We start from the raw sequence: 20,893 nt of genomic DNA, 5'->3' as shown, positions 1-20,893 counted from the left end.
CAGAAAAGTCGAATACCGGCATGATTGATCTCGGTCTGGTGGCGAACGGTGTGGCGATCGGTCTTGCGGTCGCGGCACCCATCGGCCCTGTCAATCTGATCGTCATTCGCCGCACGCTGCGCTACGGCCAGTTGAACGGCTTCCTGTCCGGCGCGGGCGCGGCCACGGGCGATGCGATCTTTGCCGCCATCGCCGCCTTCGGCCTCACTGCCGCCATCGAAATCGTGATCCGTTTCGAAACCGCGCTGCAAATCGTGGGGGGGCTTTTTCTCCTCGCGCTCGGCATTCGCACGCTGATGTCCCATCCGCATTTCGACGAGACGACGGAAGAAAATCTTTCCGGTGCAATGGCGGCTGTCTTTGCCACCACCTTCTTCCTCACCATCACGAACCCGGCAACCATGCTCGGCTTCATCGCGATCTTCGGCGGTGTCGCGGGGCTTGCGGATGCGGGCGAGGATTACGAACACGCTGCAACGGTCGTCCTTGCCGTCATGGCGGGCTCGGCGCTCTGGTGGGCGGGCCTGTCCGGTTTCGTCAGCCTCTTCCGGCAGAAGATGAACGACCGCCTGCTCGCCGTCGTGAACCGTGTCTCGGGCGGTCTCATCATTATTTTCGGCGTCGTTGTTCTCGTGCGTGTCGCCTGTACGTTTTTGCTTTAGTCTTGAAATCTGAAAAAAGAAATCCTCGGGGAGACCAATCATGAACGGTGCGGAAAGCCTTGTGCGGACGCTTGTGAACGCGGGCGTTGAGGTCTGCTTCTCGAACCCTGGCACCTCGGAGATGCATTTCGTTGCCGCGCTCGACAAGGTCGAGGGCATGCGCGCGATCCTGGGATTGTTTGAAGGCGCGGTGACGGGGATGGCGGATGGCTATGGCCGCATGGCGGAGAAGCCCGCCGCGACGCTGCTCCATCTCGGGCCGGGCCTCGCGAACGGCCTTGCGAACCTGCACAATGCGCGCCGCGCTTCCACCCCCATCGTCAATATTGTCGGCGACCACGCGACCTATCACGCGCAATATGATGCGCCGCTCGCCTCCGACATCATGGGCTTTGCGCGGCCCGTCTCCGGCTGGCTCCATTCGTCGAACAGCCCGAAGACCGTCGCCGCCGATGGCGCGCGCGCCGTGCAGGCCGCGATGCAGGCCCCCGGCCAGATCGCAACGCTGGTCCTGCCCGCCGACACCGCCTGGCTCGAGGCAGAACATGCCGCGCCCGCGCTTCCCGTGCCCGGTCCTGCCGCCGTTTCCCGCGAGGCGGTCGATGCCGCCGCAAAGGCCCTGAAGAACGGCCGGAAGACCGCGATCCTCGTGCGTGGGCAGGCGCTGAAGGAAGAGGGGCTTGCCCTTGCCGGCCGCATCGCGGCGGCCTCCGGCGCGCGCATCATGTGCGACACCTTCGCGCCGCGTCTCCAGCGTGGTGCGGGCCGCGTCGCCATCGAGCGCATTCCCTATTTTGCGGAAGACATCGTGACCTCGCTCGCCGATGTCGAACAGCTGATCCTTGTCGGCGCGAAGCCGCCCGTTTCCTTCTTCGCCTATCCAGGCAAGCCGAGCTGGTGCACGCCGGAGGGGACCGGCATCCTCTATCTCGCTCATGCCCATGAGGATGGTGTCGCCGCGCTTGAAGCGGTGGCACAGGCGATCGCCGCGCCGAAGGAGCCGGCCAATGTCGCGCCGCTTCAAAAGCCGGATCTGCCAAAGGCGGGCGCCGCACTCGACCAGTTCACCGCCGGTCAGATTGTCGGCCACTTCCTCCCCGATAACGCCATCATCTCCGACGAGGCCGCGACCTCGGGCATTGGCTCGATGATCTCGACAGCGAATGCAGCGCCGCATGACCATCTCTCGCTCACCGGCGGCGCCATCGGTCAGGGCCTGCCGCTGGCAACCGGCGCGGCCGTCGCCTGCCCGGACCGCAAAGTGGTCTGCCTCCACGGCGATGGCGGCGCGATGTATACCTTGCAGGCGCTCTGGACGCAGGCGCGCGAGAAGCTCGATGTCGTGAACGTCATCTTCGCCAACCGCTCCTATGCGATCCTCAACATCGAGCTGATGCGCGTCGGCGCCGAGAACCCCGGCCCCAAGGCGCTCTCCATGCTCGATCTGCACAACCCGGAGCTCAATTGGGTCGAACTCGGGCAGGGCATGGGCGTCGAGTCGGTTCGTGTTGAAACGGTCGAGGACTTCGCCGATGCTTTCAGTTCTGCCGTGAAACAGAAGGGGCCGCGGCTGATAGAGGTGATGATCTAGAGCAGGGTTCGGCGCCAGGTCGGACCCCGGTTGGGGGGCAACCGATGACGAACTGGACGAAACCGAAGGCTTTGGAGCTTCTGTCCAAAGGCTGGCTGGGCGAGCGGCCGGAGGAGTTGCAGCAGGCCATTATCCATCACGGGCATATCGTCACCGTTCCTGCCGGCGCAGCCGTCTACAGGCAGGGAGACCTCGATCACGCGGGCGTATATGCGCTGCTCGAAGGCGATCTGCGCGCCTTCTACTATTTCCGCGATATGGAAAAGATGACGCTCTGGACAATAGGCCCAGGCGCATGGATTGGGCAGGCGGTGCTTTTCGACGATGGGCCCCGTCCGATGGAGTTCTCGGCCTTGAGCGAATGCAAGCTCTTCCTGCTTCCGGTATCGGGGTATCGCCGGATCGTGGCGCGCGAACCCCGCTACATGCACGACTTCGCTCTTCTTCTCTGCTACAGCATCCGCTCGAATTTCAACGCGACCATCGCCCGGCGGCTCAGCGCGCGCGCGCGCGCGGCAAGTGCCTTTGTCCGTCTTGCCCATGTCCACGGCAGACAGGATGCGGAGGGTCTTCTCCTCGACATTCGCCTTTCCCAGAGCGATATCGCCTCGCTTGTCGGCGTTTCCCGGCAATACATGAACGAGCTCCTCGCCGACTGGCAGCGCGAAGGCCTCATCGAGAATAGCAATGGCGGCATCCGTATCTGCGACTTTGCCGCGTTGAAAGAGCTCGCGGACGGCTAGAGTGTTTTCGGCAAAAATGCCCCTCATTCAAATGAAAGAGTGCATTCTTGCCCTGCTGTCAGATAGGCGACAGCGCCCTGTTCCCGGATTGAGTAAGCAACCGCTGAAACATCGGTTGTGGGTGAATTTTTCTGGGTGGGGCAATGTTTGGCTTTTTCCGACGGCGCTCGGCTGCGGCCGACGCGGAGGCTGCGCGTCTTTTCGCTCATGTGAAAAGGCAACTTCGCGCGAGCGGCCAGCTCGACTCCGGCGCCGTTTCTCCGGCGGCCAAGTCTTTCTGGGTGCACGATTATATGATGGGCCTTACCATCGAGGCCGAACGGGCAGGGCGTCTGCGGCGTACGGACAGCCGCCGCGCATTCGTCGATTTCATGGTGAACGTCATGGGACTGCCGCTTTCCGCGGCGCAGTCCTGCTATGCCACCTCGCGGGGCCACTGTCGTTCAAATCCGAAGAATGAGGCTTTCCTCGCGGGCATTGCCGATGCCGAAGCGCTTCTCTCCGGCGCCATCGCTCAGACGCCGCTTCTGGCGCAATTTCGTATGCCCGGGGAAAACGCAGAAGGCTCCGCGGCTGTCATTCTGGCAACGGATGAGCGTCCCGGTGATCTGAAGCCGCTCAGTTAAGCGTGCGGTTCAGTGTGAATTCGCCCTGACGTACCCGGTCGGCAAGACCGTTGGCCATATCCGCCACAGGCTCCTCGCCATAGGCTTCCACCATGTCGGAAAGCGCCGCGAAAATCGCGGTGGTCGCAAGGATGTCGGCATCCACGCCTTCGCCCAGCGCCTCGTCCCATGCATCCAGAATATTCTGGAGCGCGACACGGCGCTGCTCGGTTTCGGTGAGCGGGGAAGCGTCATGTCCGTCTTCGTCGAGCGGACCGAAACTGGCGTCTCCGGGAAAATCTTCTGCCATGGGTCCTTCTCCGAAAGTGTTTGACACCGGCCTCTGCGAGCCGGGTTGCCCCCGTAACTTCCGCCTTTGTAACACACTGACGGCGAATGTCTCCCGTTTCATCAAAGACAGGTTAATAGCGCCCGAAATGGAGTAAATCGGCGTAAATACAGCCCTGAAACGGCTTTTATCTGCCCAGCCCGCTTGCCGCGAGTTCCTCGGCCAGCCGGTGCCCGTCCTGCATCAGGCGGTCGGCCTGGCTGGTCGCCGTCGGGGTGCAGTTGGGATAGGCGTTGCGATAGCGGTAAAAGGCATCGTTGAAATGCTTGATAAGCGCCTGCCGCTCGGCTTCGCCCGGGCTCAGCGTGCCCATCATCTCGATCATCTTGTTGCGCCAGAGCTGGCCTTCATTGGTGCCGCACAGCGTTCGGAGATGGTGAACGCCGCCCAGCACCTCGGCCAGCTGTGTCACGCTGGCGGGCAGGGCCTCCGCCCGCACCGTGAAAAAGGGGAGGGCGGCGAGCGCAGCCGCAAGCGCCAGCGGCAAAAGCCGCTTTTTCTTCGCCGTCCCGTTTTTGCACAAGCCTTGTGCCATATCGCCCCGAAGGCCCTCCAGCAAGCCGCGGTGATCGCTCGATGGCAATCACCGCTGCACGAAGCGGGCCTTCCCGGGGCGGGACAGGCCGCTCAGCCGAATTTTTTCAGCCGTTCGAGCACGCGCTCGGCTTCTTCCATCGTCTGGTCCACGATGTCCTTTGCAGAAAGCACTTCGTGAATGCCGCCCGCGCCCTGGCCCATGGCGAAGCAGGAGCGGTCGCGCTCGAGGCCCTCGATCTGGCCGCCAATGCCGCCCATCACATTGTTCTGGGTCGAAAGGATGGCCTGCTGCGGGAAGGGCTGGATGTCCTGCGGGCGGCTCTCCCAGTCCTGCACGTAAGGATTGTTGAACACGCGCATCGTCTTGCCGGAGTAGCAGCGCGTCACGATCGTGTCCGTGTCCTTGGCTTCCACGATCACCTGCCGGTACATGTCGCCCGCATGGGATTCCTTGGCCGCGATGAAGCGCGTACCCATCCAGACGCCCTGCGCGCCGAAGGCAAGCGCCGCCGCGAGGCCGCGCCCGTCGATGATGGAGCCCGCCGCGACGACGGGGATCGTCTTCACCGCATCCACGATCTGCGGGATCAGCGCCATGCCGGCAACCTTGCCCGTATGGCCGCCACCTTCGGTCCCTTGCGCGATCACGCCGTCGAGCCCGGCCTTCTCGCCCGCCACCGCATGTTTCACCGTGCCGCAGACATTCATCACCTTCATGCCCGCGCCATGCAGCTTTTCGAGAATGTTGTTCGGCACGCCAAGCCCGGAGATGAAGGCCGTCGCGCCTTCCTCGATCATGATGTCGGCGGTCTTTTCGAGCGATTCGGGTACCGCCGCGAGCAGGTCCACGCCGAAGGGCTTGTCGGTGAGGTCTTTCACCTTCTTCATCTGCACACGGATTTCTTCCGGCTGCAGTCCGGCCATGCCGAGCGTGCCGAAGCCGCCCGCATTGGAAACGGCGGCGGCGAGTTCCGCGTAGGAGACGCCGCCCATGCCCGCCAGCATGATCGGATATTTGACGCCCAGAAGGTCGCAAAGCGGTGTGTGAATGGCCATGGAAGCTCTCCCTGCACGCGGAAAACCCGGCCCTTTGCCGGTTCCGTCATTTTAGTTCGGTTACCTAACTAAACCTTTTGCTCCTTACCCTGTCAAGCACGTCCTCCCGCCTTACTTTTGTCGTGTAGCCGCGTAAATCTGTCCTTCTTCCGCCCAAAAAGGTGACGCATGATCCGCCATTCCGCTTTAGCTCTCGCTCTCGCCGCTGCTCTTGCTGCTCCCGCCGCCGCGCTGGATGAAACCTTCCAGACCGAAAAGGTGAAGGTCCGCGTCGAAACGGTGGCGCAAGGCCTCGACCATCCCTGGGGCCTTGCCTTCCTGCCCGATGGCAATTTTCTCGTCACCGAGCGCCCGGGCTTCCTGCGCATTGTCACGCCGCAAGGAAAGATCGGCGATGCCGCCTATGGCGTGCCGCAGGTCGATGCGCGCGGGCAGGGCGGCTTGCTCGACGTCGCGCTCGATCCTGATTTCGAGGAAAACCGCTTCGTCTATCTCACCTATGCCGAGAAGGGCGAAGGTGGCACGAACGGCACCGCCGTCGCGCGCGGCCATCTCACCGAGAGCATGTCGCCGCAACTGAGAGACGTGGAAGTGATCTTCCGCCAGCAGCCCAAGGAAGCGAGCACGCTTCATTTCGGCTCCCGCCTCGTCTTCGATCGCGAGGGCCATCTCTTCATTGCCCTTGGCGAACGCTCGAAGAAGGAGTTTCGCGGACAGGCACAGGAACTCTCGTCCCATCTCGGCAAGGTCGTGCGCATCTGGCCGGACGGCACCGTCCCGGAGGACAATCCTTACGCCGGTGAAGAAGGTGCGCTCCCCGAAATCTGGTCTTATGGCCACCGCAACCAGCAGGGCGCGGCGCTCCACCCGGAAACGGGCGCGCTGTGGACCAATGAGCATGGGCCGCGCGGCGGCGATGAGGTCAATATTCCCGAACCCGGCAAGAATTATGGCTGGCCCGTTGTGACCTATGGCCGGGAATATAGCGGTTTGGCGGTCGGCTCGGGCGAGAGTTCGGCGCCGGGCATGGAAGACCCCGTGCATTACTGGGTGCCCTCCATCGGTCCCTCCGGCATGGCCTTCTATACCGGCGATGCGATCCCCGAATGGCAGGGCTCGCTCTTTGTCGGTGGCCTCGCCATCCCGCAGCTCGCCCGCCTCACCCTTGAGGGCAATGAGGTCACGGGCGACGAACCCATGCTGAAGGAACTCGGCCTGCGTATTCGCGATGTGCGGCAGGGGCCGGATGGCGCTCTCTATCTCCTCACCGACGAGGAAGAAGGCCAGATTCTCCGAATCACAAAGGCGGAGTAGAACGGCTCACTTCCCACCCCCTTGTGGGAGGGTCAAACGGCTGCAAGCCGTTTGGGGAGGGGAAACAGCCTCTCTGGGTCTATAATGTGCAATATTTGACAAAAAGACAAATATTGTACATTATGCAGCTATGGAAACATCGGCCCACACTCTTTCCCCTGCTGACTGCCGCGCCGCCCGCGCCCGGCTGGGCCTTACCCAGGCAGAGCTCGCCCGCCGCGCGGGCATTTCGCGGGCAACCCTCGTCAACTTCGAGAAGGGCAGGGGCGCGCCGCTGCGGGCCAGCTTGCGGGCGCTTCAGGCGACCCTGTCGGATCGCCCGCAACACCGCAGCCGCCTCGCATATGTGCTCCGTACACTGCAAAAAGCGCGCTCTGAACTTGAAAGGCAAGGCGTCCTTCACCTCGCCATCTTCGGTTCGGTTGCACGCATGGAGGACGGGCCGGATAGCGATCTCGATATAGTTACCGACATCGATCCAGCGCGCCGCATCGATATTGTTGCTCTCGCCGGCATCGGCGGCATGATCGAACGGATGACCGGCATTCCGACGGATATCGTTCGCCGCCGCCCGGATATGAAACCGGAATTGAAACAGCATCTCGCCGAGGACGAAATTTATGTCTTCTAGCGATCCACGCCGGCGCATCGAAGACATGCTGGAGCAAGTCCTTCGTATCGAAAGCCACATCGCGGGTCTGGGTCTTGAGACGTTCCGCGCGAATGCGCTCGCGCAAGATGCCGTCGAACGTTGCCTCGAGCGTATCTGCGAAGCGGCGCGAAAGATCGGCGACATGCTGGACGAGCGCCATCCAGACGTGGACTTTGCGAACCTTCGCCGCTTCGGTTCAATCCTGCGTCATGATTATGGCGATGTGGATGTCGAAATCATCTGGAACGTGGCGATTGATCGCCTGCCGCTTCTGAAAGCCGCCTGTCGCGCGGAGCTGGAGCGCTGACGCTGGCAGCCTAGGGCCGCATCAGCCAGTCGCGCGCTTCGGCGGCCTGCGTCTTGTCGAAATATTTCATTTCGGCGCTGAAGAAGGGTTCCGATATTTTCGCGCCCCATTCTTCCCAGGTCTTGTCGCCGATAATGGCCACGCGGCCAAGATCGTCATTATGCGTCACATCAAATTTGAGTTCCTGCCAAAGTCCGGCGGCGTCCCAGCCCTCGAAGCGATCCAGCTCCACGAGAACGCGCACCGGCTTGTTCGCCTGCGCCACCTTGTCGAACTGAACGTCGAAAGTGTCGTAATCGGGCTGGGTCAGCTTGCCGGACGCCCTGACGTGAATGACGCCATTATCCGTTTTCTCGATGTTGAGCATGGTTGCTTTCCTTGCTGCCCCGCTCCGCCGGGGGGTGCAGAAAGAACGCACGGGCCTCTTCATCGTTTAATCGCGCCTCGCCTCGGTCACGCAATGGCGCTCTTGTCGATCTCGCTTGTCTTCGTGCTGCCGGTCAGCGCCATCGCGACATGCATTTCCTGCTTCATCGTCCCGAGCATCGCGGAAACGCCTGCCTCGCCGCGCGCCGCCAGCGCATAGACCCAGGGCCGCCCCATCAGACAGGCATCCGCGCCAAGCGCCAGCGCCTTCACGATGTCGAGTCCGCTGCGGATGCCCCCATCGAGCAGCACCGTTGTCGCGTCCCCCACTTCCTCGCGGATCGCGGGCAGCGCCTCGATGGTCGCAGGCGTCGAGTCGAGCTGCCGTCCGCCGTGGTTCGACACCACGATGCCTTCCGGTGAAATCGCGTTCATCGCGAGCCGCGCATCGTCGGCGTCCATCACGCCCTTGATGATGATCTTGCCCGGCCAGTTCTTGCGCACCCATTCGAGGTCGTCCCACGTCATCGAAGGGTCGAGGTTCTGCGCAACCCATGCGCCGAAGGCGCCGAAGCCGCGCGCCCCCGGCACCGCCTCGCGCAGATTGCCGAAATCGAGCGGCCGCCCGCCAAGCGCCACGTTCTTCAGCCAGTGAACGCGCCGCGCGAAGTCGGCGGCCACCTTGAGCCGTTTGCCGGCCGACATTTTCGTGTTCATGCCGTTGCGGATGTCGCGGTAGCGCGCGCCGAGCACGGCAAGGTCCACCGTGAAGACGAGCGCCGAGCAGCCCGCATCATGCGCGCGCTTCATCAGTTCCGCCGCATAGCCGCGATCCTTGATCACATAAAGCTGGAACCAGAAGGGCTTGGTCGTCGCCTTGGCGATTTCCTCGATGGAGCAGATGCCGACCGTGGAGAGCGTGTAGGGCACGCCGAACTTCTCGGCCGCGCGCGCCGCCTGCACTTCGCCGCGCCTGGCATACATGCCCGCAAAGCCGACCGGCGCGAGGGCAGCCGGGATCGTCCATGTCTTGCCGAAGACATCCGCGGAGGTGTCGATATGGCTGACATCGCGCAGCACGCGCTGGCGCAGCTTCAGCCGCCCGAAAGCTTCCACATTGTCGCCGAGCGTCCGCTCCGCGTAGGAGCCGCCATCGAGATAATCAAAAAGCTGCGTCGGTAGCCGCTTGCGCGCCACCTCGCGATAGTCCGAAACGGACACCGGATTGAGATCGAGACTCATGACGTTCCCCCGCCTTTATGTTGTTCAGCCACGGTCCGCGTCTTCCACGAGATCGTCCACCGCCACGGGGCCGGTATTCTCCCGCCGACTGTCGATGATGTAGGCGAGTTCCGAAAACGCGTCGAGCATCCGTCCCCCGTCGCCCGCTTCGAGCAGCGAGGGCAGGTAGCGCGCCAGCGCCTCCTCGAATTCGCGGTGCTTCTTCAGCCCCTTCGCCGTCAGGCTGAGCTTCACGCTCCGCCCGTCATCCTTGTCCGGCTTGCGCGCGATGAGCCCGCGTTTTTCCATGTCGGCAATGAGGCCGGAAGCGGTCGGCTTCCTGATTGCCGCTTCCACGGCCAGTTCGCCCGCCCGCTTCGGCCCGCGTTTCAGAAACAGCAGAAAGCGGTATTGCGGGATCGTGATCTCAAGCTCGCGCGCGATCTTCTCGAACTCGCGGAACAGCACCACCACCGTGCGTGCCATCAGGATGAGCCGCCGGTCGATATCGGCGTCCTCCGTCAAGGTGCTGTCCCGCTTGTTCGTCATGTGTCCTCAGAAATCGCCCGCTCTTCTTCAGAAAATCGCCCGCTCTTCTTCAGAAAATCGCGTAGCCGCCGTCGATGATAAAAGTGTCGCCCGAATGGTAGGACGAGGCATCCGAGGTGAGATAGACGGCAACGCCGCCGAAATCGCCCGGCTCGCCCCAGCGCCGTGCGGGCACACGCGGGATCACCTTTTCCGCGAAGGCGGGCGCGGCCTGCGCCTGCGCCGTCATGTCGGTGGCGATCCAGCCCGGCAGAATGGCATTGGCGCGCATGCCGTAGCGCGCATGTTCCACTGCTACGCTCTTGATCATGGAGATGACGCCGCCCTTCGTCGCCGCATAGGCTTCGTTGCGCGCCGCGCCCTCGATGGCGGCAAGGCTTGCAATGCCGACAAGCGAGCCGCCCGCATCGCCGCTTTTCGCGCGCTCGACCATATGCCGCGCGCTTTCCCGCAGCGTCCAGAACACGCCGTCGAGGTTCACCGCCAGCGTCTTCCTGTAGACCTCAGTCGACATCTCGACGAAGGAAGGTGCGCCGAAGCCAACGCCCGCATTCGCGAACACCGAGTCGATCCGGCCAAGCTCTTTCACCGTCGCGCCGATCCCGTCGATCACTTGGCTCTCGTCGGAAACGTCCACCTTGCGCGAATAAACCTTCACGCCATGCGCGCGAAGCTGGTCGGCGGCCTTTTTGTTCTTGTCTTCATTCGTGCCCCAGATCGCGACATCCGCGCCCGATTGCGCGATGGCATCCGCCATGCCGAGGCCGATACCGCCATTGCCGCCCGTCACAAGGGCCACCTTTCCCGAAAGGTCGAAAGGCTTGTAGCTCATCTGTCTTCTCCCTGATCCTGTTTCGCGTTTCCTGGGATTTCCGGTTTCAAGGCGCGCAGCATTATGGCCGCGCCGCCTTCGGTCAATTCCCTGTTGCGGGAGTCTCTTCTTCTTTTTCGCTTGCCGTTGCGTCGCGGGGCCGTTCCTGAAGTTCCGCGCAGACGAAATAGGGCTTGAAGTCCAGCTTCTCGGGGTCGGGCGGGATCTGGCAGGAATAGACGGAAGCGCCCTTCTGCAGGATCAGCGCCGTCCCGAGATTGCCCTTGATCTCGTATTCGTCGCCCACGAGGTCGCTCAGCGATTTCTCCGTCGCCACGAATGGGCCCGAGCGTGTGCCCGTCTGGTATTTGGAGCTCACGGCCCCCGCGCTCGTCGCGGCGAGGGAGATACTGGCAGCCGCGAGGTACGCGAACAGGGGCAGGGGGCGTATCATGATGAGGAAGCTCCGTGGGAAAGGCCGGGTTGGCGGCGATCCTAGAGGGTTTTCGCGGCTATGGGAAAAGTCTCGCGCGGAAATTCCATCCGGACCCGCGCGTCAGGCCGCACATCGGGCGCACAGCCCCGAAATCTCCACCACCTTGCGTTCCGCTATGAAATGGGCCCGCTTCGCCGCCTGGTCGAGCGCCGTTTCGAGCTTCGGATCGACGATCTCTTCCGTCGCGCCGCATTGGCGGCAAATCAGGAACTGGCCGGAATGTGTCGCGCCCGCTTCCGTGCAGCCGAGATAGGCATTCAGCGATTCGATCTTGTGAATGAGGCCTTCGCTCATCAGAAAGTCGAGCGCGCGATAGACCGTCGGCGGCCGGGCCGCCTTGTGGCTCCGCGTCAGTTCGTCCAGCACATCATAGGCGCCCACCGGCTTGTGGCTCCGCCAGACGATTTGCAGCACCTTTTCGCGCAGCGGCGTCAGTTGCACGCCGCGCACCGCGCAGATCTCTCGCGCCCGCGTCAGCGCATCGTCGATGCATTCGCGGTGATTATGCGATGTATGCGCGTGAACCGCGTTCTGCGCCGCCATGCCGCCTCCTGTGTCTGCGGCAATGTTACAAGATAACAGCCTCTTTGTCCTCACCTGCCGACTCGGTCTAGTTTGTCGCCATGTGCGGACGTTTTTCCATCACCATGCCGCCGGACGCGATGCGCGATCTCTTCGCCTATCTGGACGAGCCGGATTTCCCCCCGCGATACAACATCGCGCCCTCCCAGCCCGTGCCCATTGTGGTCCGCGAGCAGGACGGTGAGGGCGGCAGCCGCCGCCGCTTCCTGCTGGTGCGCTGGGGGCTCGTCCCTTCATGGGCGAAGGAAATGCCCCAGTCGATCCTCATCAACGCGCGCGCCGAGACGATTGCCGAAAAGCCCTCCTTCCGGGGCGCCTTCCGCCATCACCGTGCGCTGATGCCCGCCGACGGCTTCTATGAGTGGAAAGCCGTATCGGGAAAGGGACCGAAGCAGCCCTTCTTCATCCGCCGCAAGGACGGGCGGCCCTTCGCCATGGCTGCCGTCTGGGACATATGGATGCCGTCCGGCGGCAGCGAACTCGACAGCTGCGCCATCGTGACGACAGAGGCGAACGAAGCCCTCGCGCCCGTCCACCACCGGATGCCCGTCATTCTGGACGAGAAGGACTGGGATCTCTGGCTCGATCCGGCGGCGAGCGAAAAGGAGCTTCTCGCGCTGCTCCGTCCCGCGCCGGACGATCTCATGGAGGCGATACCCGTCAGCACACGGATCAATCGCGTCGCGAATGACGGCCCCTCCCTTCAGGAGCGGGGTGTCGCCGAGGCCGCGCCCGAAGAGCCCGCCCGCAAGAAACAGCCGGTCGCCGACGAACGCCAGATGGGCTTGTTCTGATCTGCGGTTTTGGTCGCAGACAGAGCCAAAACAAAATTGTCATCCCGGCGAAAGCCGGGACCCACTCGCAAATCAGCTTGCCGCGGCTCTCGCAAATGAAGCAGTGCCGCACGGCGGGCAAGACGGCAAACAGCTCTTGCTGAGGGAACCAATGGGTCCCGGCTTTCGCCGGGATGACCCCTGTGGTTGATGCAGGTACTGAAATTCTTTTCGGCGCGAAGCGCCAAAATCCTTCTTCGTGCCTTCGCGTCTTCGCGTGCAAATATCTTCCTCACCCCTCCCTCAGCCGCTTCGACATCACCACGACCTCATCTTGCGCATAGTCGAGCGCCGCATAGAACCCCGTTGCGGCCTCGTTTCCGCGCCTCACCATCAGGTTCAGTTTCCACACACCCCGTTCCCGCAGCCAGTCTTCCGCCGCCGCCATGATGCGCCGGCCGAGGCCTTGCGCCCGCAGCGCCGGGTCCGCCGACACGTAATAGACCGCGCCCCTGTGCCCGTCATGGCCGACCATGACGCTGGCAACGATGCGCCCCTCGCTCGTTCCCACCAGCACATCGGAGGCAGGCCCGCGCCGCGCAAAGGCGATGTCCTCCGCCGGATCGTTCCAGGGCCGCGTCAGGCCTGCGGCCTCCCACAGCGCCACAAGCGCCGCGAGGTCCGCATCCGTCGCGGACCTCACCTCGATTGATTCGATTTCCATGCTGGCCATGTGCTTTCTCCACCCCCGCGCGAAAGCTGCTGACAATAGCGTGATTTAGTCGCCGCCGCTTCCCCGTCGCCACGGCCGCACTTTGCTCCTATAATCGCCCTTCAGGCCCCCGGGGACACCATGCTCTCGAACATCATCATCCTGCTCGTTCTGATCCTCTTGAACGGGTTCTTCTCGATGTCGGAAATGGCAGTCGTCTCTTCGCGCCGCCAGCGCCTCCAGTCGCTCCTGTCGAAGCGCAAGCGCGGCGATGGCCCTGCCGCCGGTCCCGAAGCCGCGCTCAAGCTCCAGTCGGAGCCGGGCCGCTTTCTTTCCTCCGTCCAGATCGGCATCACGCTGGTCGGCGTCTTTGCCGGTGCCTTCGGTGGCGCGACGCTGGCCGGGCCGCTATCCGCCCTCATTGCGGACTGGCCCTGGATCGGCGTCTACGCGGAGCCCGTCGCCTTCGGTTTCGTCGTCGTCATCATCACCTATCTGTCGCTGATCCTCGGCGAGCTGGTGCCGAAGCGCCTCGCGCTGGCAAACCCGGAAGGCATCGCCTCCGCCATCGCCCGGCCGATGAACCAGCTCTCGAAACTGCTCGGTCCCGCCGTCACCTTTCTCTCCTGGTCGACCGAGGCCGTCCTCAAGCTTTATGGCTTCACGGGCCGTGAAGTGCCGAAGGTCACGGAAGACGAGATCAAGCATCTGATCGAGGAAGGCGCCGCCGCTGGCGCCATCGAAAGCGTCGAGCGCGATATCGTGAACCGTGTTTTCCATCTCAGCGATACGCGCGTTGCCGAAATCATGACGCCGCGCGTCCAGCTCGTCTGGCTCGATGTGGAGGAGCCGGTCGAGGAAAACCTCGCCGTCATCCGCGAGCATCAGATGATGCGCTATCCGATCCGGCGCGGCTCGAACGGGCCCTTCATCGGCATGGTCCGTCTCGAAGACCTCTATCTCAACCCGCGCTCCAACGACCAGCTCCTCGCGCGCATGTCGCAGCCGCTCTATATCCCGCGCACGGCCAGCGTGTTGAAGGCGCTCGGCATCCTCCAGTCCGAAAACATGTTCATGGGCTTCATCATCGACGAATATGGCGATGTCGTCGGCACCATCACCATGTCGGAGATATTCTTCGCCATGATCGGCGATATTTCCGATCACGCGGCGCCCGGCAATTCCGCCGTCGCCATCCGCGAGGACGGTTCGTGGATCATCGACGGCGTCGTGTCGGTGGAGGAAGTGCGCCGCCTCCTGAAGCTTCAGAAGCTGCCGGGCGATGAAAGCTCCGAGGTGAACACGCTCGCAGGCGTCATGTTCAACTGGTTCGGCCGCTTGCCGCGCGAGGGCGACTACTTCGCCTGGAACGGCTACCGCTTCGAGATCGTCGATATGGACGGGCCCCGCATCGACAAGGTGCTGATCGTCCCCGCCCAGAACCTGCCCATCGGCAATGCGCTGGCGCGCAGTGCGGATTGAAGATCAGGGTGTCACCCCGGCGAAAGCTTTCGGCACGGCCACAGCTAAAAAACAGGTGTCATCCCGGCACTTGTTGCCGGGACCCACTCGCTTATCCGTTCAGTTTGTCGCAGAGGTCATCCCACTCGGGATTGTCACGCTCAATCTGCCGGATCTTCCAGACACGCGGCCATTCTTTCATGGTCTTTTCGCGTTGGATTGCGCGTTCGATGTCCTCATACGGCTCTGCATAGACCAGTCTGTGAACATCGTATTTCTTCGTAAACTTTGACCCGATGCCTTCCCGGTGTTCCCAGGCGCGTCGTGCAAGGTCGTTCGTTACGCCAATGTAGAGCGTTCCGTGTTTGCGGCTGGCAAGAACATAGACGAAATAGCTCATGCATTTGCCGTAAGGTGGATTGGATCCCGGGGACAAGCTCCGGGATGACAGTATTTTTGTGATACGTAAGGGGAAAGGCTTCCCCCTCAAACAACCTTCCCCGGATTGAGAATCCCCTTCGGGTCCAGCGCCTGTTTCACTGCGCGCATCAGCGCCATCTCCACCGGCGATTTCGTCGCCGCGATTTCGTCGCGCTTCAATTGCCCCACGCCGTGTTCCGCGCTGATGGAGCCGTTCATCTCGCGCACGATCCCGTGCACAATGGCGTTCATCTCGCCCCAGAGCGCGAGAAACGCCGCCTTGTCCATCTCCACGGGCTGGCTCAGATTGAAGTGAACATTCCCGTCACCGATATGGCCGAAGGGGACGGGGCGAATGCCCGGCAGCCGCGCGCTCACGGCGTCCGTCGCCCGCGTAATGAAATCCGCCATCCGCGACACGGGCACGGAAACATCGTGCTTGATGCTGCCGCCTTCCTCGCGCTGCACGTCGGAAAGGCTCTCGCGCAGGCGGCGGAAGTCGTCGCGCTGCGCTTCCGATTGCGCAATGGCGGCGTCCGTCACGAGTTTCGTGTCGAGCCCTTCTTCCAGCGCCATTTCCATCGTCTCGTCGAGCTTCGCCGTCTCCGCGCCTGCCGTCATCTCGATCAGCACATACCAGGGCGATGCCTCGGGCAGCGGATCGCTCGCGCCTTCCAGATGCCGCGTCACGAATTCGACGCCGATGCGCGGCACCAGTTCGAAGGTCGTCACCTGTCCGCCCGACAAGCCGTCTGCGATGCGGAGCAGCTTCACCGCCGCGGCCACGTCCGGCACGGCGGCAAAACCCGTCGAGACCGCGCGCGGGCGGGGAAAAAGTTTCAGCACCGCCCCCGTGATGATGCCGAGCGTCCCTTCCGATCCCATGAAGAGATGGCGGAGGTCGTAGCCCGTATTGTCCTTGCGGAGCCCCGTCAGCCCGTTCCAGATATCGCCATTCGCCAGCACCACCTCGAGCCCGAGCACGAGGTCGCGCGCATTCCCGTAGCGCAGCACCTGCGTACCGCCTGCATTGGTCGCGAGATTGCCGCCGATCTGGCACGAGCCTTCGGAGGCGAGGCTGAGCGGGAAAAGCCGGTCGGCCGCGCTTGCCGCTTCCTGCGCGGTGGCCAGCGTCACGCCGGCATCGACGCTCAGCGTGTTGTTCTCCGCGTCGAGGCTGCGCACCTTGTTCATGCGCGTGAGGCTCAGCACGATCTCTTCGCCCGTACCGTCCGGCATTTGTCCGCCGACAAGCCCCGTGTTCCCGCCCTGCGGCACCACATGAAGCCCCGCCTCATGCGCGACCTTCATGATCGCGGAAACCTCTTCCGTCGTTGCGGGCTTGAGCACCGCTGCCGCGCGGCCCTTGTAGAGCTCGCGCCGTTCCACGAGATAGGGCGCCATGTCGCGCTCCTCGGCGACAAAGCCCTTGTCGCCGGTGATTTCCTTCAGCCGCTCTAATGTCTCGGGCGTGGGTTTCATGGCAATGCCGCAGTTTGGCGGCCGGTTCTTGTGCCTCCGATGTAAAGCAAATCATCCGTTACAAAAAACAATGTCATCCCGGCGAAAGCCGGGACCCATTGGCCTATCGATTCAGAGACTCCGTCAAATCGTTCCACTCGGGATTTGCCTTCTCGACCAATTGCACTTTCCAGGCGCGCTTCCATTCCTTGATCGCCTTCTCGCGCTTGATGGCTTCTTCTATATCATCATAAGTTTCCGCATAGACGAGCATATGGACACGATATTTCTTCGTGAAGCCGGATGCGATGCCGCTGCGATGGTCCTCCACGCGCCTGGCGAGATCGTTCGTCACGCCCACATAGAGTGTCCCATGCTTGCGGCTGGCGAGGATGTAGACGAAATAGCTCATTGGTTGCAGCGCCGCTAATGGGTCCCGGCTTTCGCCGGGATGACACTTCTGTTTTAGGCGCGGTTAGAGGCAAATCCCCCACGCACCCTCACTCCACCCGCCGATGAGCTCGCGCGCCCGTATGGAGATAAAGCGCGCGGCCCTGATCGTCCTCCTCTAGAAAATGATAGGTCGCGGGCCGCGTGTAGCCTTGCATGGTTCCGATGAACAAGGTCTCGCTCAGAGGACGAAGCTCCACTGCGTAAGTCCCCTGCAGCGCCGCGAAGTCTGGCGCGGGCTTGTGCATCGCCACGAGCGCACCATCCTTCACCGAAATTTCGACTGTCCCGCTCGCCTTGCCATAGGTGCCGGTGAGCCGCGAAACCTCCGGCATACCGTCCCGCGCAGGCGCGGGCGGCTCAGGTGGCTGGATACCCGCGCTGTCCGAAAAGATCGCGGCCAGCATCTCGTCGGCAAGCCCCTTGCCATTGCCGCCATTGGTCAGCAGGGCCACTGCCGTCTCGCTCTCTGTGTGATAGCGCAGCCAGGCCGCCTGTCCGATGGTCGAGCCGTCATGGCCGAACACGTCGTAATGCCCGTCGCCATTCCAGTCCCAGAGGAAACTGCCAAGCCCGATCGCGTCGATGTTCATCTGCGGCGGGCAGGTCACGGTCCGCAGGTGCATCTGGTGCACGCTCTCCGCGCTCAGGATCGGCGTGGCCGTAGCCGCCACGCCGTCATTCATCATCATGCGCGCAAAGGCGATCACGTCGCTGGCCTTCGCCATCGGCATCGAGCCTGCGGGCGCGTTCGACTGTGCGAGATAGGTGATCGGCGTCACGGCGAGCGCGCCGGGCTGCCCGACATGACCGATCGCCGTCTGGTGCCGCATCGCCTGTTCCGGCAGCGTCGAGAAGGCGGGTGTGCCGAGCGGCTTCGCGAGCCGCTCGCGCACCGCCTTGTCCCATGTCTTGCCCGTAGCCAGTTCGATCATGCGGCCCGCCACCACGAAGCCCGCATTGCAATAGGAAAACATCTGCCCCAGCGGATGTATCTGCTTCACACCCTTCAGTAGACGGACATATTTCTCCACCCGGTCTTCGCCGCGCCCCGCATCCTTGAAGAAATCGCCGTCGATCCCGCTCGTATGGTTGAGCAGGTGGCGAAGTGTCACCGCCGCCGCGACCTCTTCATCAGCCACCGCGAAATCGGGGATAATGTCCCGCACCGGCTTGTCGAGGTCGAGCTTGCCTTCCTCCACGAGCTGCATGGCAAGCGCCGTCGTATAGAGCTTGGTGATGGAGCCGATCTGGAACAACGTGTCGGACGTCACCGGCACCTTCGTCTCGATATTGCAGACGCCCGCCGCCGCCTCTTTCATCGCGCCGCCGGACCAGACCGCAATGGAGGCCCCCGGCACGCCATATTGACGGGTGAGCTCGTCGAGCATGGTGCGCAGGCGGGGAGCGGAGAGGGGCATGGGCTTTGCCTTCTTCTGGGTGGGCTGTGAGGGATGATCTAAGCAAATGTGTCCCCCCGGCGAAAGCCGGGTGGTCGGGTGACCGGGGGCGGGGACAACTCGCCGGGAATTGCCTTTTTACTTCGCCTCCCCCTTGAGGGGGTGAGGAACGTCTCGTGCAAGCGAGCGAAAAGGTCCGGTGGACCTTTTCGAGTTCCGAACGGGTTGGGAGTACACCTTCCAGAACGAAAACCGGGGACTATTTATTTTTCCTCCGTACACGAACGAACTGAAATAGTCTTTGTGACGTTATGATGACGTTTCGATGACAGTCATCCCCTGCTTGTCCCCGCTCCCGGGCACAAATTCCGCGCAAACCGGCTTGCTTCCCGTCCTCTGGCGGCCCTCCCGCAATACGCCTATTGTGCCGCCGCAAAGCCCTCGAATGGACTGCTGAAAATGACTGAAGTAACGAGCGTCGACCACATCATCATTGCCGTCCGCGACCTGAAGGAAGCGGAGAAGAACTACACGGCGATCTTCGGCCGCGAGCCCTCCTGGAAGGGTGTCCATCCGGGCGTCGGCACCGGTAACGTCTTGTACCGCCTCGCAAATACCTATGTGGAGCTTTATGCGCCGGTCGCCGAAGGGGCGAATGCGGACGCCTTGAAAGCTCATCTCGATGCGCAGGGCGAGGGGCTTTACGGCATCGTGCTGGGCGTGGACGATGCGGCGGCCGCCAGCGCCGCCTTCAATGCGCGCGGCCTTGCCTCCGGTGCGCCTGTCGACGGCAAGGGCCGCGACGAGATCACGGGCGCCATCCGCGAATGGCGCACCATCGCCCTCCCGAAAGACCAGACCCGAGGTCTTTTCATGCTGGGAATTCAACATCTTAGCCCCGCGGACGCGCTCCCGCTCGCGCCCCTGTCCGAAGGGGTTTCGGAGACGCAGGCCATCTCCGCCTGCGATCATGTCGTGGTGATGACCCCCGATGCGGAGGCCTGCAAGGCGCTGTTCGGGGACAAGCTCGGCATCCGCCTCGCCCTCGACCACACCAAGCCTGAATGGGGCGTCCGCCAGCTTTTCTTCCGTACCGGCGGTCTCACCATCGAGGTGGTCCAGCCGCTCGACACGGCGAAAGCGCCAAAAGCCGAGCATTTCTGGGGACTTGCCTGGAAGGCGGAGAATGTGACGGCCGTCCGCGACCGCCTCGCTGCCGCTGGCCGCGATGTGTCGGAGGTGAAGCCGGGCCGGAAAGAAGGCACCGCCGTCGCCACCATCAAGCCGCCGACGAACGGCATCCCGACGATCCTGGTTGGACCTCTCTAACCCTTTGATTCTCTTGGGGCGGCTGCTCTTTTCAGCCGGTCGTTGATCGCCTCGCCAAGTCCCGTCATGGGGATCGGCATGACGGCGATGCGGCGGCCTTGCGCTTTCGCGTCGAGCGCGCGCAGCATCGCGAAGAGGTTGGCCGCCGCTTGCCCGAGATCGCCGGAAGCCGAGAGATTCATTGAGGTTTTCGCGTCCGGCGCATCCGGCCCAAAGGCGAGCAGCACCTCGTCCTCTGCGACCTCCCGGGCGTTGAGCCGGATCGGCGAGCCCGGCGCGTAGTGGCTTTCGAGCTGGCCGGGCGAGGCACGGCCTTCCTCGCCGCGCGCCGCGTCGGCGTCCATGAGCGGCCTGCCCAGTACCGTCTCGATCTCGTCCCGCGCCACCGCGCCGGGCCTGAGAAGTGTCGGTATTCCTTGAGGAAATCCGATGACGGTGGATTCAAGTCCAAGCGGGCAGGGGCCCCCGTCGAGCACGAAGGCAAGTTGCGGCGCGCTGCCAAGCCCTTCCATCACATGGGCGGCGCAAGTCGGGCTCACCTTGCCGGAGGGGTTTGCCGAGGGTGCTGCGAGCGGCCGTTTCGCCACCTTGATGAGGGCGCGCGCTGTCTCATGCGCAGGCACGCGGATCGCCACCGTGTCGAGGCCCGCGCTCACCAGCAGCGAAAGCGGCGTGTCCGCGCGCCTCGGCAGCACCAGCGTGATGCCGCCGGGCCAGAAGATACGCGCCAGCTTTTCGGCTTCCGCATTGAAAACACAGTATTTTTCAGCTTCCGCAAAATCCGCCACATGCACGATCAGCGGGTTGAAGCGGGGCCTGCCTTTCGCCTCGAAAATGCTTGCCACGGCCTTGTCGTCTGTCGCATCGGCACCGAGACCATAGACCGTCTCTGTCGGAAAACCGGCAAGCCTGCCCTCGCGGATCGCGGCGCCCGCCCGTTCGATCGCTTCCGCCGTTGCCTTCAGGCATTCCGCCACGCCGCCCACCTTGAATCCATTCTTTCGCTCGGTACACACGACGCGGAGAATACAGTAAAAGGCACGAAA

At 63.1% G+C, this 20,893-nt stretch carries 25 protein-coding genes; 10 read left to right on the top strand and 15 right to left on the bottom strand.

Translation table 11 applies throughout. From position 1 onward, the window contains the following. Window positions 1–20 precede the first annotated feature (20 nt). From ABJO61_RS07675 to ABJO61_RS07660, 4 genes are all read left to right on the top strand, one after another. Window positions 21–662 (top strand): LysE family transporter, encoded by a 642-nt coding sequence (locus tag ABJO61_RS07675; RefSeq protein WP_348325427.1) that lies wholly within the window; start codon window positions 21–23, stop codon window positions 660–662. Window positions 663–702: 40 nt separating this feature from the next. Beyond that, window positions 703–2,253 (top strand): acetolactate synthase large subunit, encoded by a 1,551-nt coding sequence (locus ABJO61_RS07670; RefSeq protein ID WP_348325425.1) that lies wholly within the window; start codon window positions 703–705, stop codon window positions 2,251–2,253. Window positions 2,254–2,297: 44 nt separating this feature from the next. Continuing rightward, window positions 2,298–2,996 carry a Crp/Fnr family transcriptional regulator gene (locus ABJO61_RS07665; RefSeq protein WP_348325423.1) on the top strand — a complete coding sequence of 233 codons (699 nt, stop codon included), beginning with the start codon at window positions 2,298–2,300 and terminating at the stop codon, window positions 2,994–2,996. 143 nt (window positions 2,997–3,139) lie between these two features. Continuing rightward, window positions 3,140–3,622: a hypothetical protein gene (locus ABJO61_RS07660; RefSeq protein ID WP_348325421.1), complete on the top strand. Its 483-nt coding sequence runs from the start codon at window positions 3,140–3,142 to the stop codon at window positions 3,620–3,622. Here the strand turns inward: ABJO61_RS07660 and ABJO61_RS07655 are convergent. The 3 genes from ABJO61_RS07655 to ABJO61_RS07645 all read right to left on the bottom strand — a co-directional run bounded on the left by ABJO61_RS07655 (window position 3,615) and on the right by ABJO61_RS07645 (window position 5,543). Next, window positions 3,615–3,911, bottom strand: coding sequence for a hypothetical protein (locus tag ABJO61_RS07655; RefSeq protein WP_293336542.1), 297 nt, complete (start codon window positions 3,909–3,911; stop codon window positions 3,615–3,617). The two genes, ABJO61_RS07660 and ABJO61_RS07655, sit on opposite strands and share 8 nt — an antisense overlap. Window positions 3,912–4,077: 166 nt before the next feature. Continuing rightward, a complete protein-coding gene (locus ABJO61_RS07650; protein WP_348325419.1) occupies window positions 4,078–4,485 on the bottom strand; it encodes a TIGR02301 family protein in 408 nt (135 codons plus the stop codon). Between the two features lie 92 nt (window positions 4,486–4,577). Beyond that, window positions 4,578–5,543 (bottom strand): nitronate monooxygenase family protein, encoded by a 966-nt coding sequence (locus tag ABJO61_RS07645; RefSeq protein ID WP_348325417.1) that lies wholly within the window; start codon window positions 5,541–5,543, stop codon window positions 4,578–4,580. Window positions 5,544–5,711: 168 nt separating this feature from the next. On the opposite strand from ABJO61_RS07645, the gene ABJO61_RS07640 reads away from it, so the two are divergent. From ABJO61_RS07640 to ABJO61_RS07630, 3 genes are all read left to right on the top strand, one after another. Continuing rightward, window positions 5,712–6,857, top strand: coding sequence for a PQQ-dependent sugar dehydrogenase (locus tag ABJO61_RS07640; RefSeq protein WP_348325415.1), 1,146 nt, complete (start codon window positions 5,712–5,714; stop codon window positions 6,855–6,857). A 130-nt stretch (window positions 6,858–6,987) separates the two neighbouring features. Beyond that, window positions 6,988–7,488, top strand: a complete 501-nt coding sequence (locus ABJO61_RS07635) for a helix-turn-helix domain-containing protein (RefSeq protein ID WP_348325413.1) — start codon at window positions 6,988–6,990, stop codon at window positions 7,486–7,488. Then, window positions 7,478–7,816, top strand: coding sequence for a HepT-like ribonuclease domain-containing protein (locus ABJO61_RS07630; protein WP_348325411.1), 339 nt, complete (start codon window positions 7,478–7,480; stop codon window positions 7,814–7,816). The genes ABJO61_RS07635 and ABJO61_RS07630 overlap by 11 nt, the downstream gene beginning before the upstream one ends. 10 nt (window positions 7,817–7,826) lie before the next feature. On the opposite strand, the gene ABJO61_RS07625 is transcribed toward ABJO61_RS07630, so the two are convergent. The 6 genes from ABJO61_RS07625 to ABJO61_RS07600 form a co-directional block, all read right to left on the bottom strand. Next, entirely contained in the window at window positions 7,827–8,183 is a 357-nt protein-coding gene (locus tag ABJO61_RS07625) for an STAS/SEC14 domain-containing protein (protein ID WP_348325409.1), read from the bottom strand. 86 nt (window positions 8,184–8,269) lie between these two features. Continuing rightward, on the bottom strand, window positions 8,270–9,424 hold the full coding sequence (locus ABJO61_RS07620; protein WP_348330965.1) for an L-lactate dehydrogenase: 1,155 nt from the start codon (window positions 9,422–9,424) through the stop codon (window positions 8,270–8,272). Between the two features lie 24 nt (window positions 9,425–9,448). Next, window positions 9,449–9,952, bottom strand: coding sequence for a MarR family transcriptional regulator (locus ABJO61_RS07615; RefSeq protein ID WP_348327656.1), 504 nt, complete (start codon window positions 9,950–9,952; stop codon window positions 9,449–9,451). A 49-nt stretch (window positions 9,953–10,001) separates the two neighbouring features. After that, window positions 10,002–10,784 carry an SDR family oxidoreductase gene (locus tag ABJO61_RS07610; RefSeq protein ID WP_348327658.1) on the bottom strand — a complete coding sequence of 261 codons (783 nt, stop codon included), beginning with the start codon at window positions 10,782–10,784 and terminating at the stop codon, window positions 10,002–10,004. Between the two features lie 82 nt (window positions 10,785–10,866). After that, window positions 10,867–11,217 (bottom strand): hypothetical protein, encoded by a 351-nt coding sequence (locus tag ABJO61_RS07605; protein WP_348327661.1) that lies wholly within the window; start codon window positions 11,215–11,217, stop codon window positions 10,867–10,869. Window positions 11,218–11,319: 102 nt separating this feature from the next. Next, entirely contained in the window at window positions 11,320–11,802 is a 483-nt protein-coding gene (locus ABJO61_RS07600) for a Fur family transcriptional regulator (protein WP_348327664.1), read from the bottom strand. Window positions 11,803–11,882: 80 nt separating this feature from the next. On the opposite strand from ABJO61_RS07600, the gene ABJO61_RS07595 reads away from it, so the two are divergent. Beyond that, window positions 11,883–12,635 (top strand): SOS response-associated peptidase, encoded by a 753-nt coding sequence (locus ABJO61_RS07595; protein WP_348327667.1) that lies wholly within the window; start codon window positions 11,883–11,885, stop codon window positions 12,633–12,635. Between the two features lie 271 nt (window positions 12,636–12,906). Here the strand turns inward: ABJO61_RS07595 and ABJO61_RS07590 are convergent, their stop codons facing one another. Continuing rightward, on the bottom strand, window positions 12,907–13,338 hold the full coding sequence (locus ABJO61_RS07590) for a GNAT family acetyltransferase (RefSeq protein WP_348327936.1): 432 nt from the start codon (window positions 13,336–13,338) through the stop codon (window positions 12,907–12,909). Between the two features lie 129 nt (window positions 13,339–13,467). Between ABJO61_RS07590 and ABJO61_RS07585 the strand changes: the two genes are divergently transcribed. Then, on the top strand, window positions 13,468–14,808 hold the full coding sequence (locus ABJO61_RS07585; RefSeq protein ID WP_348327670.1) for a hemolysin family protein: 1,341 nt from the start codon (window positions 13,468–13,470) through the stop codon (window positions 14,806–14,808). A gap of 91 nt (window positions 14,809–14,899) precedes the next feature. Here the strand turns inward: ABJO61_RS07585 and ABJO61_RS07580 are convergent, their stop codons facing one another. The 4 genes from ABJO61_RS07580 to ABJO61_RS07565 form a co-directional block, all read right to left on the bottom strand. Further along, window positions 14,900–15,187, bottom strand: coding sequence for a GIY-YIG nuclease family protein (locus tag ABJO61_RS07580; protein WP_348327673.1), 288 nt, complete (start codon window positions 15,185–15,187; stop codon window positions 14,900–14,902). Window positions 15,188–15,273: 86 nt separating this feature from the next. Then, entirely contained in the window at window positions 15,274–16,689 is a 1,416-nt protein-coding gene (locus tag ABJO61_RS07575) for an FAD-binding oxidoreductase (protein WP_348327676.1), read from the bottom strand. Window positions 16,690–16,792: 103 nt separating this feature from the next. Continuing rightward, the gene (locus tag ABJO61_RS07570; RefSeq protein WP_348327679.1) at window positions 16,793–17,080 is read right to left on the bottom strand and encodes a GIY-YIG nuclease family protein; all 288 of its coding nucleotides are present in this window, start codon (window positions 17,078–17,080) and stop codon (window positions 16,793–16,795) included. An 88-nt stretch (window positions 17,081–17,168) separates the two neighbouring features. Continuing rightward, the gene (locus ABJO61_RS07565; RefSeq protein ID WP_348327682.1) at window positions 17,169–18,539 is read right to left on the bottom strand and encodes a serine hydrolase domain-containing protein; all 1,371 of its coding nucleotides are present in this window, start codon (window positions 18,537–18,539) and stop codon (window positions 17,169–17,171) included. Between the two features lie 438 nt (window positions 18,540–18,977). On the opposite strand from ABJO61_RS07565, the gene ABJO61_RS07560 reads away from it, so the two are divergent. Beyond that, on the top strand, window positions 18,978–19,847 hold the full coding sequence (locus ABJO61_RS07560; protein WP_348327685.1) for a VOC family protein: 870 nt from the start codon (window positions 18,978–18,980) through the stop codon (window positions 19,845–19,847). Here the strand turns inward: ABJO61_RS07560 and ABJO61_RS07555 are convergent. Beyond that, window positions 19,844–20,824: an L-threonylcarbamoyladenylate synthase gene (locus ABJO61_RS07555; protein ID WP_348327688.1), complete on the bottom strand. Its 981-nt coding sequence runs from the start codon at window positions 20,822–20,824 to the stop codon at window positions 19,844–19,846. The two genes, ABJO61_RS07560 and ABJO61_RS07555, sit on opposite strands and share 4 nt — an antisense overlap. Window positions 20,825–20,893 lie beyond the last annotated feature (69 nt).

Origin of the sequence: Parvibaculum sp. (assembly GCF_039973015.1) — a bacterium.
Classification (GTDB): Bacteria; Pseudomonadota; Alphaproteobacteria; order Parvibaculales; family Parvibaculaceae; genus Parvibaculum.
This window is presented reverse-complemented; position numbering and strand designations above follow the sequence as displayed.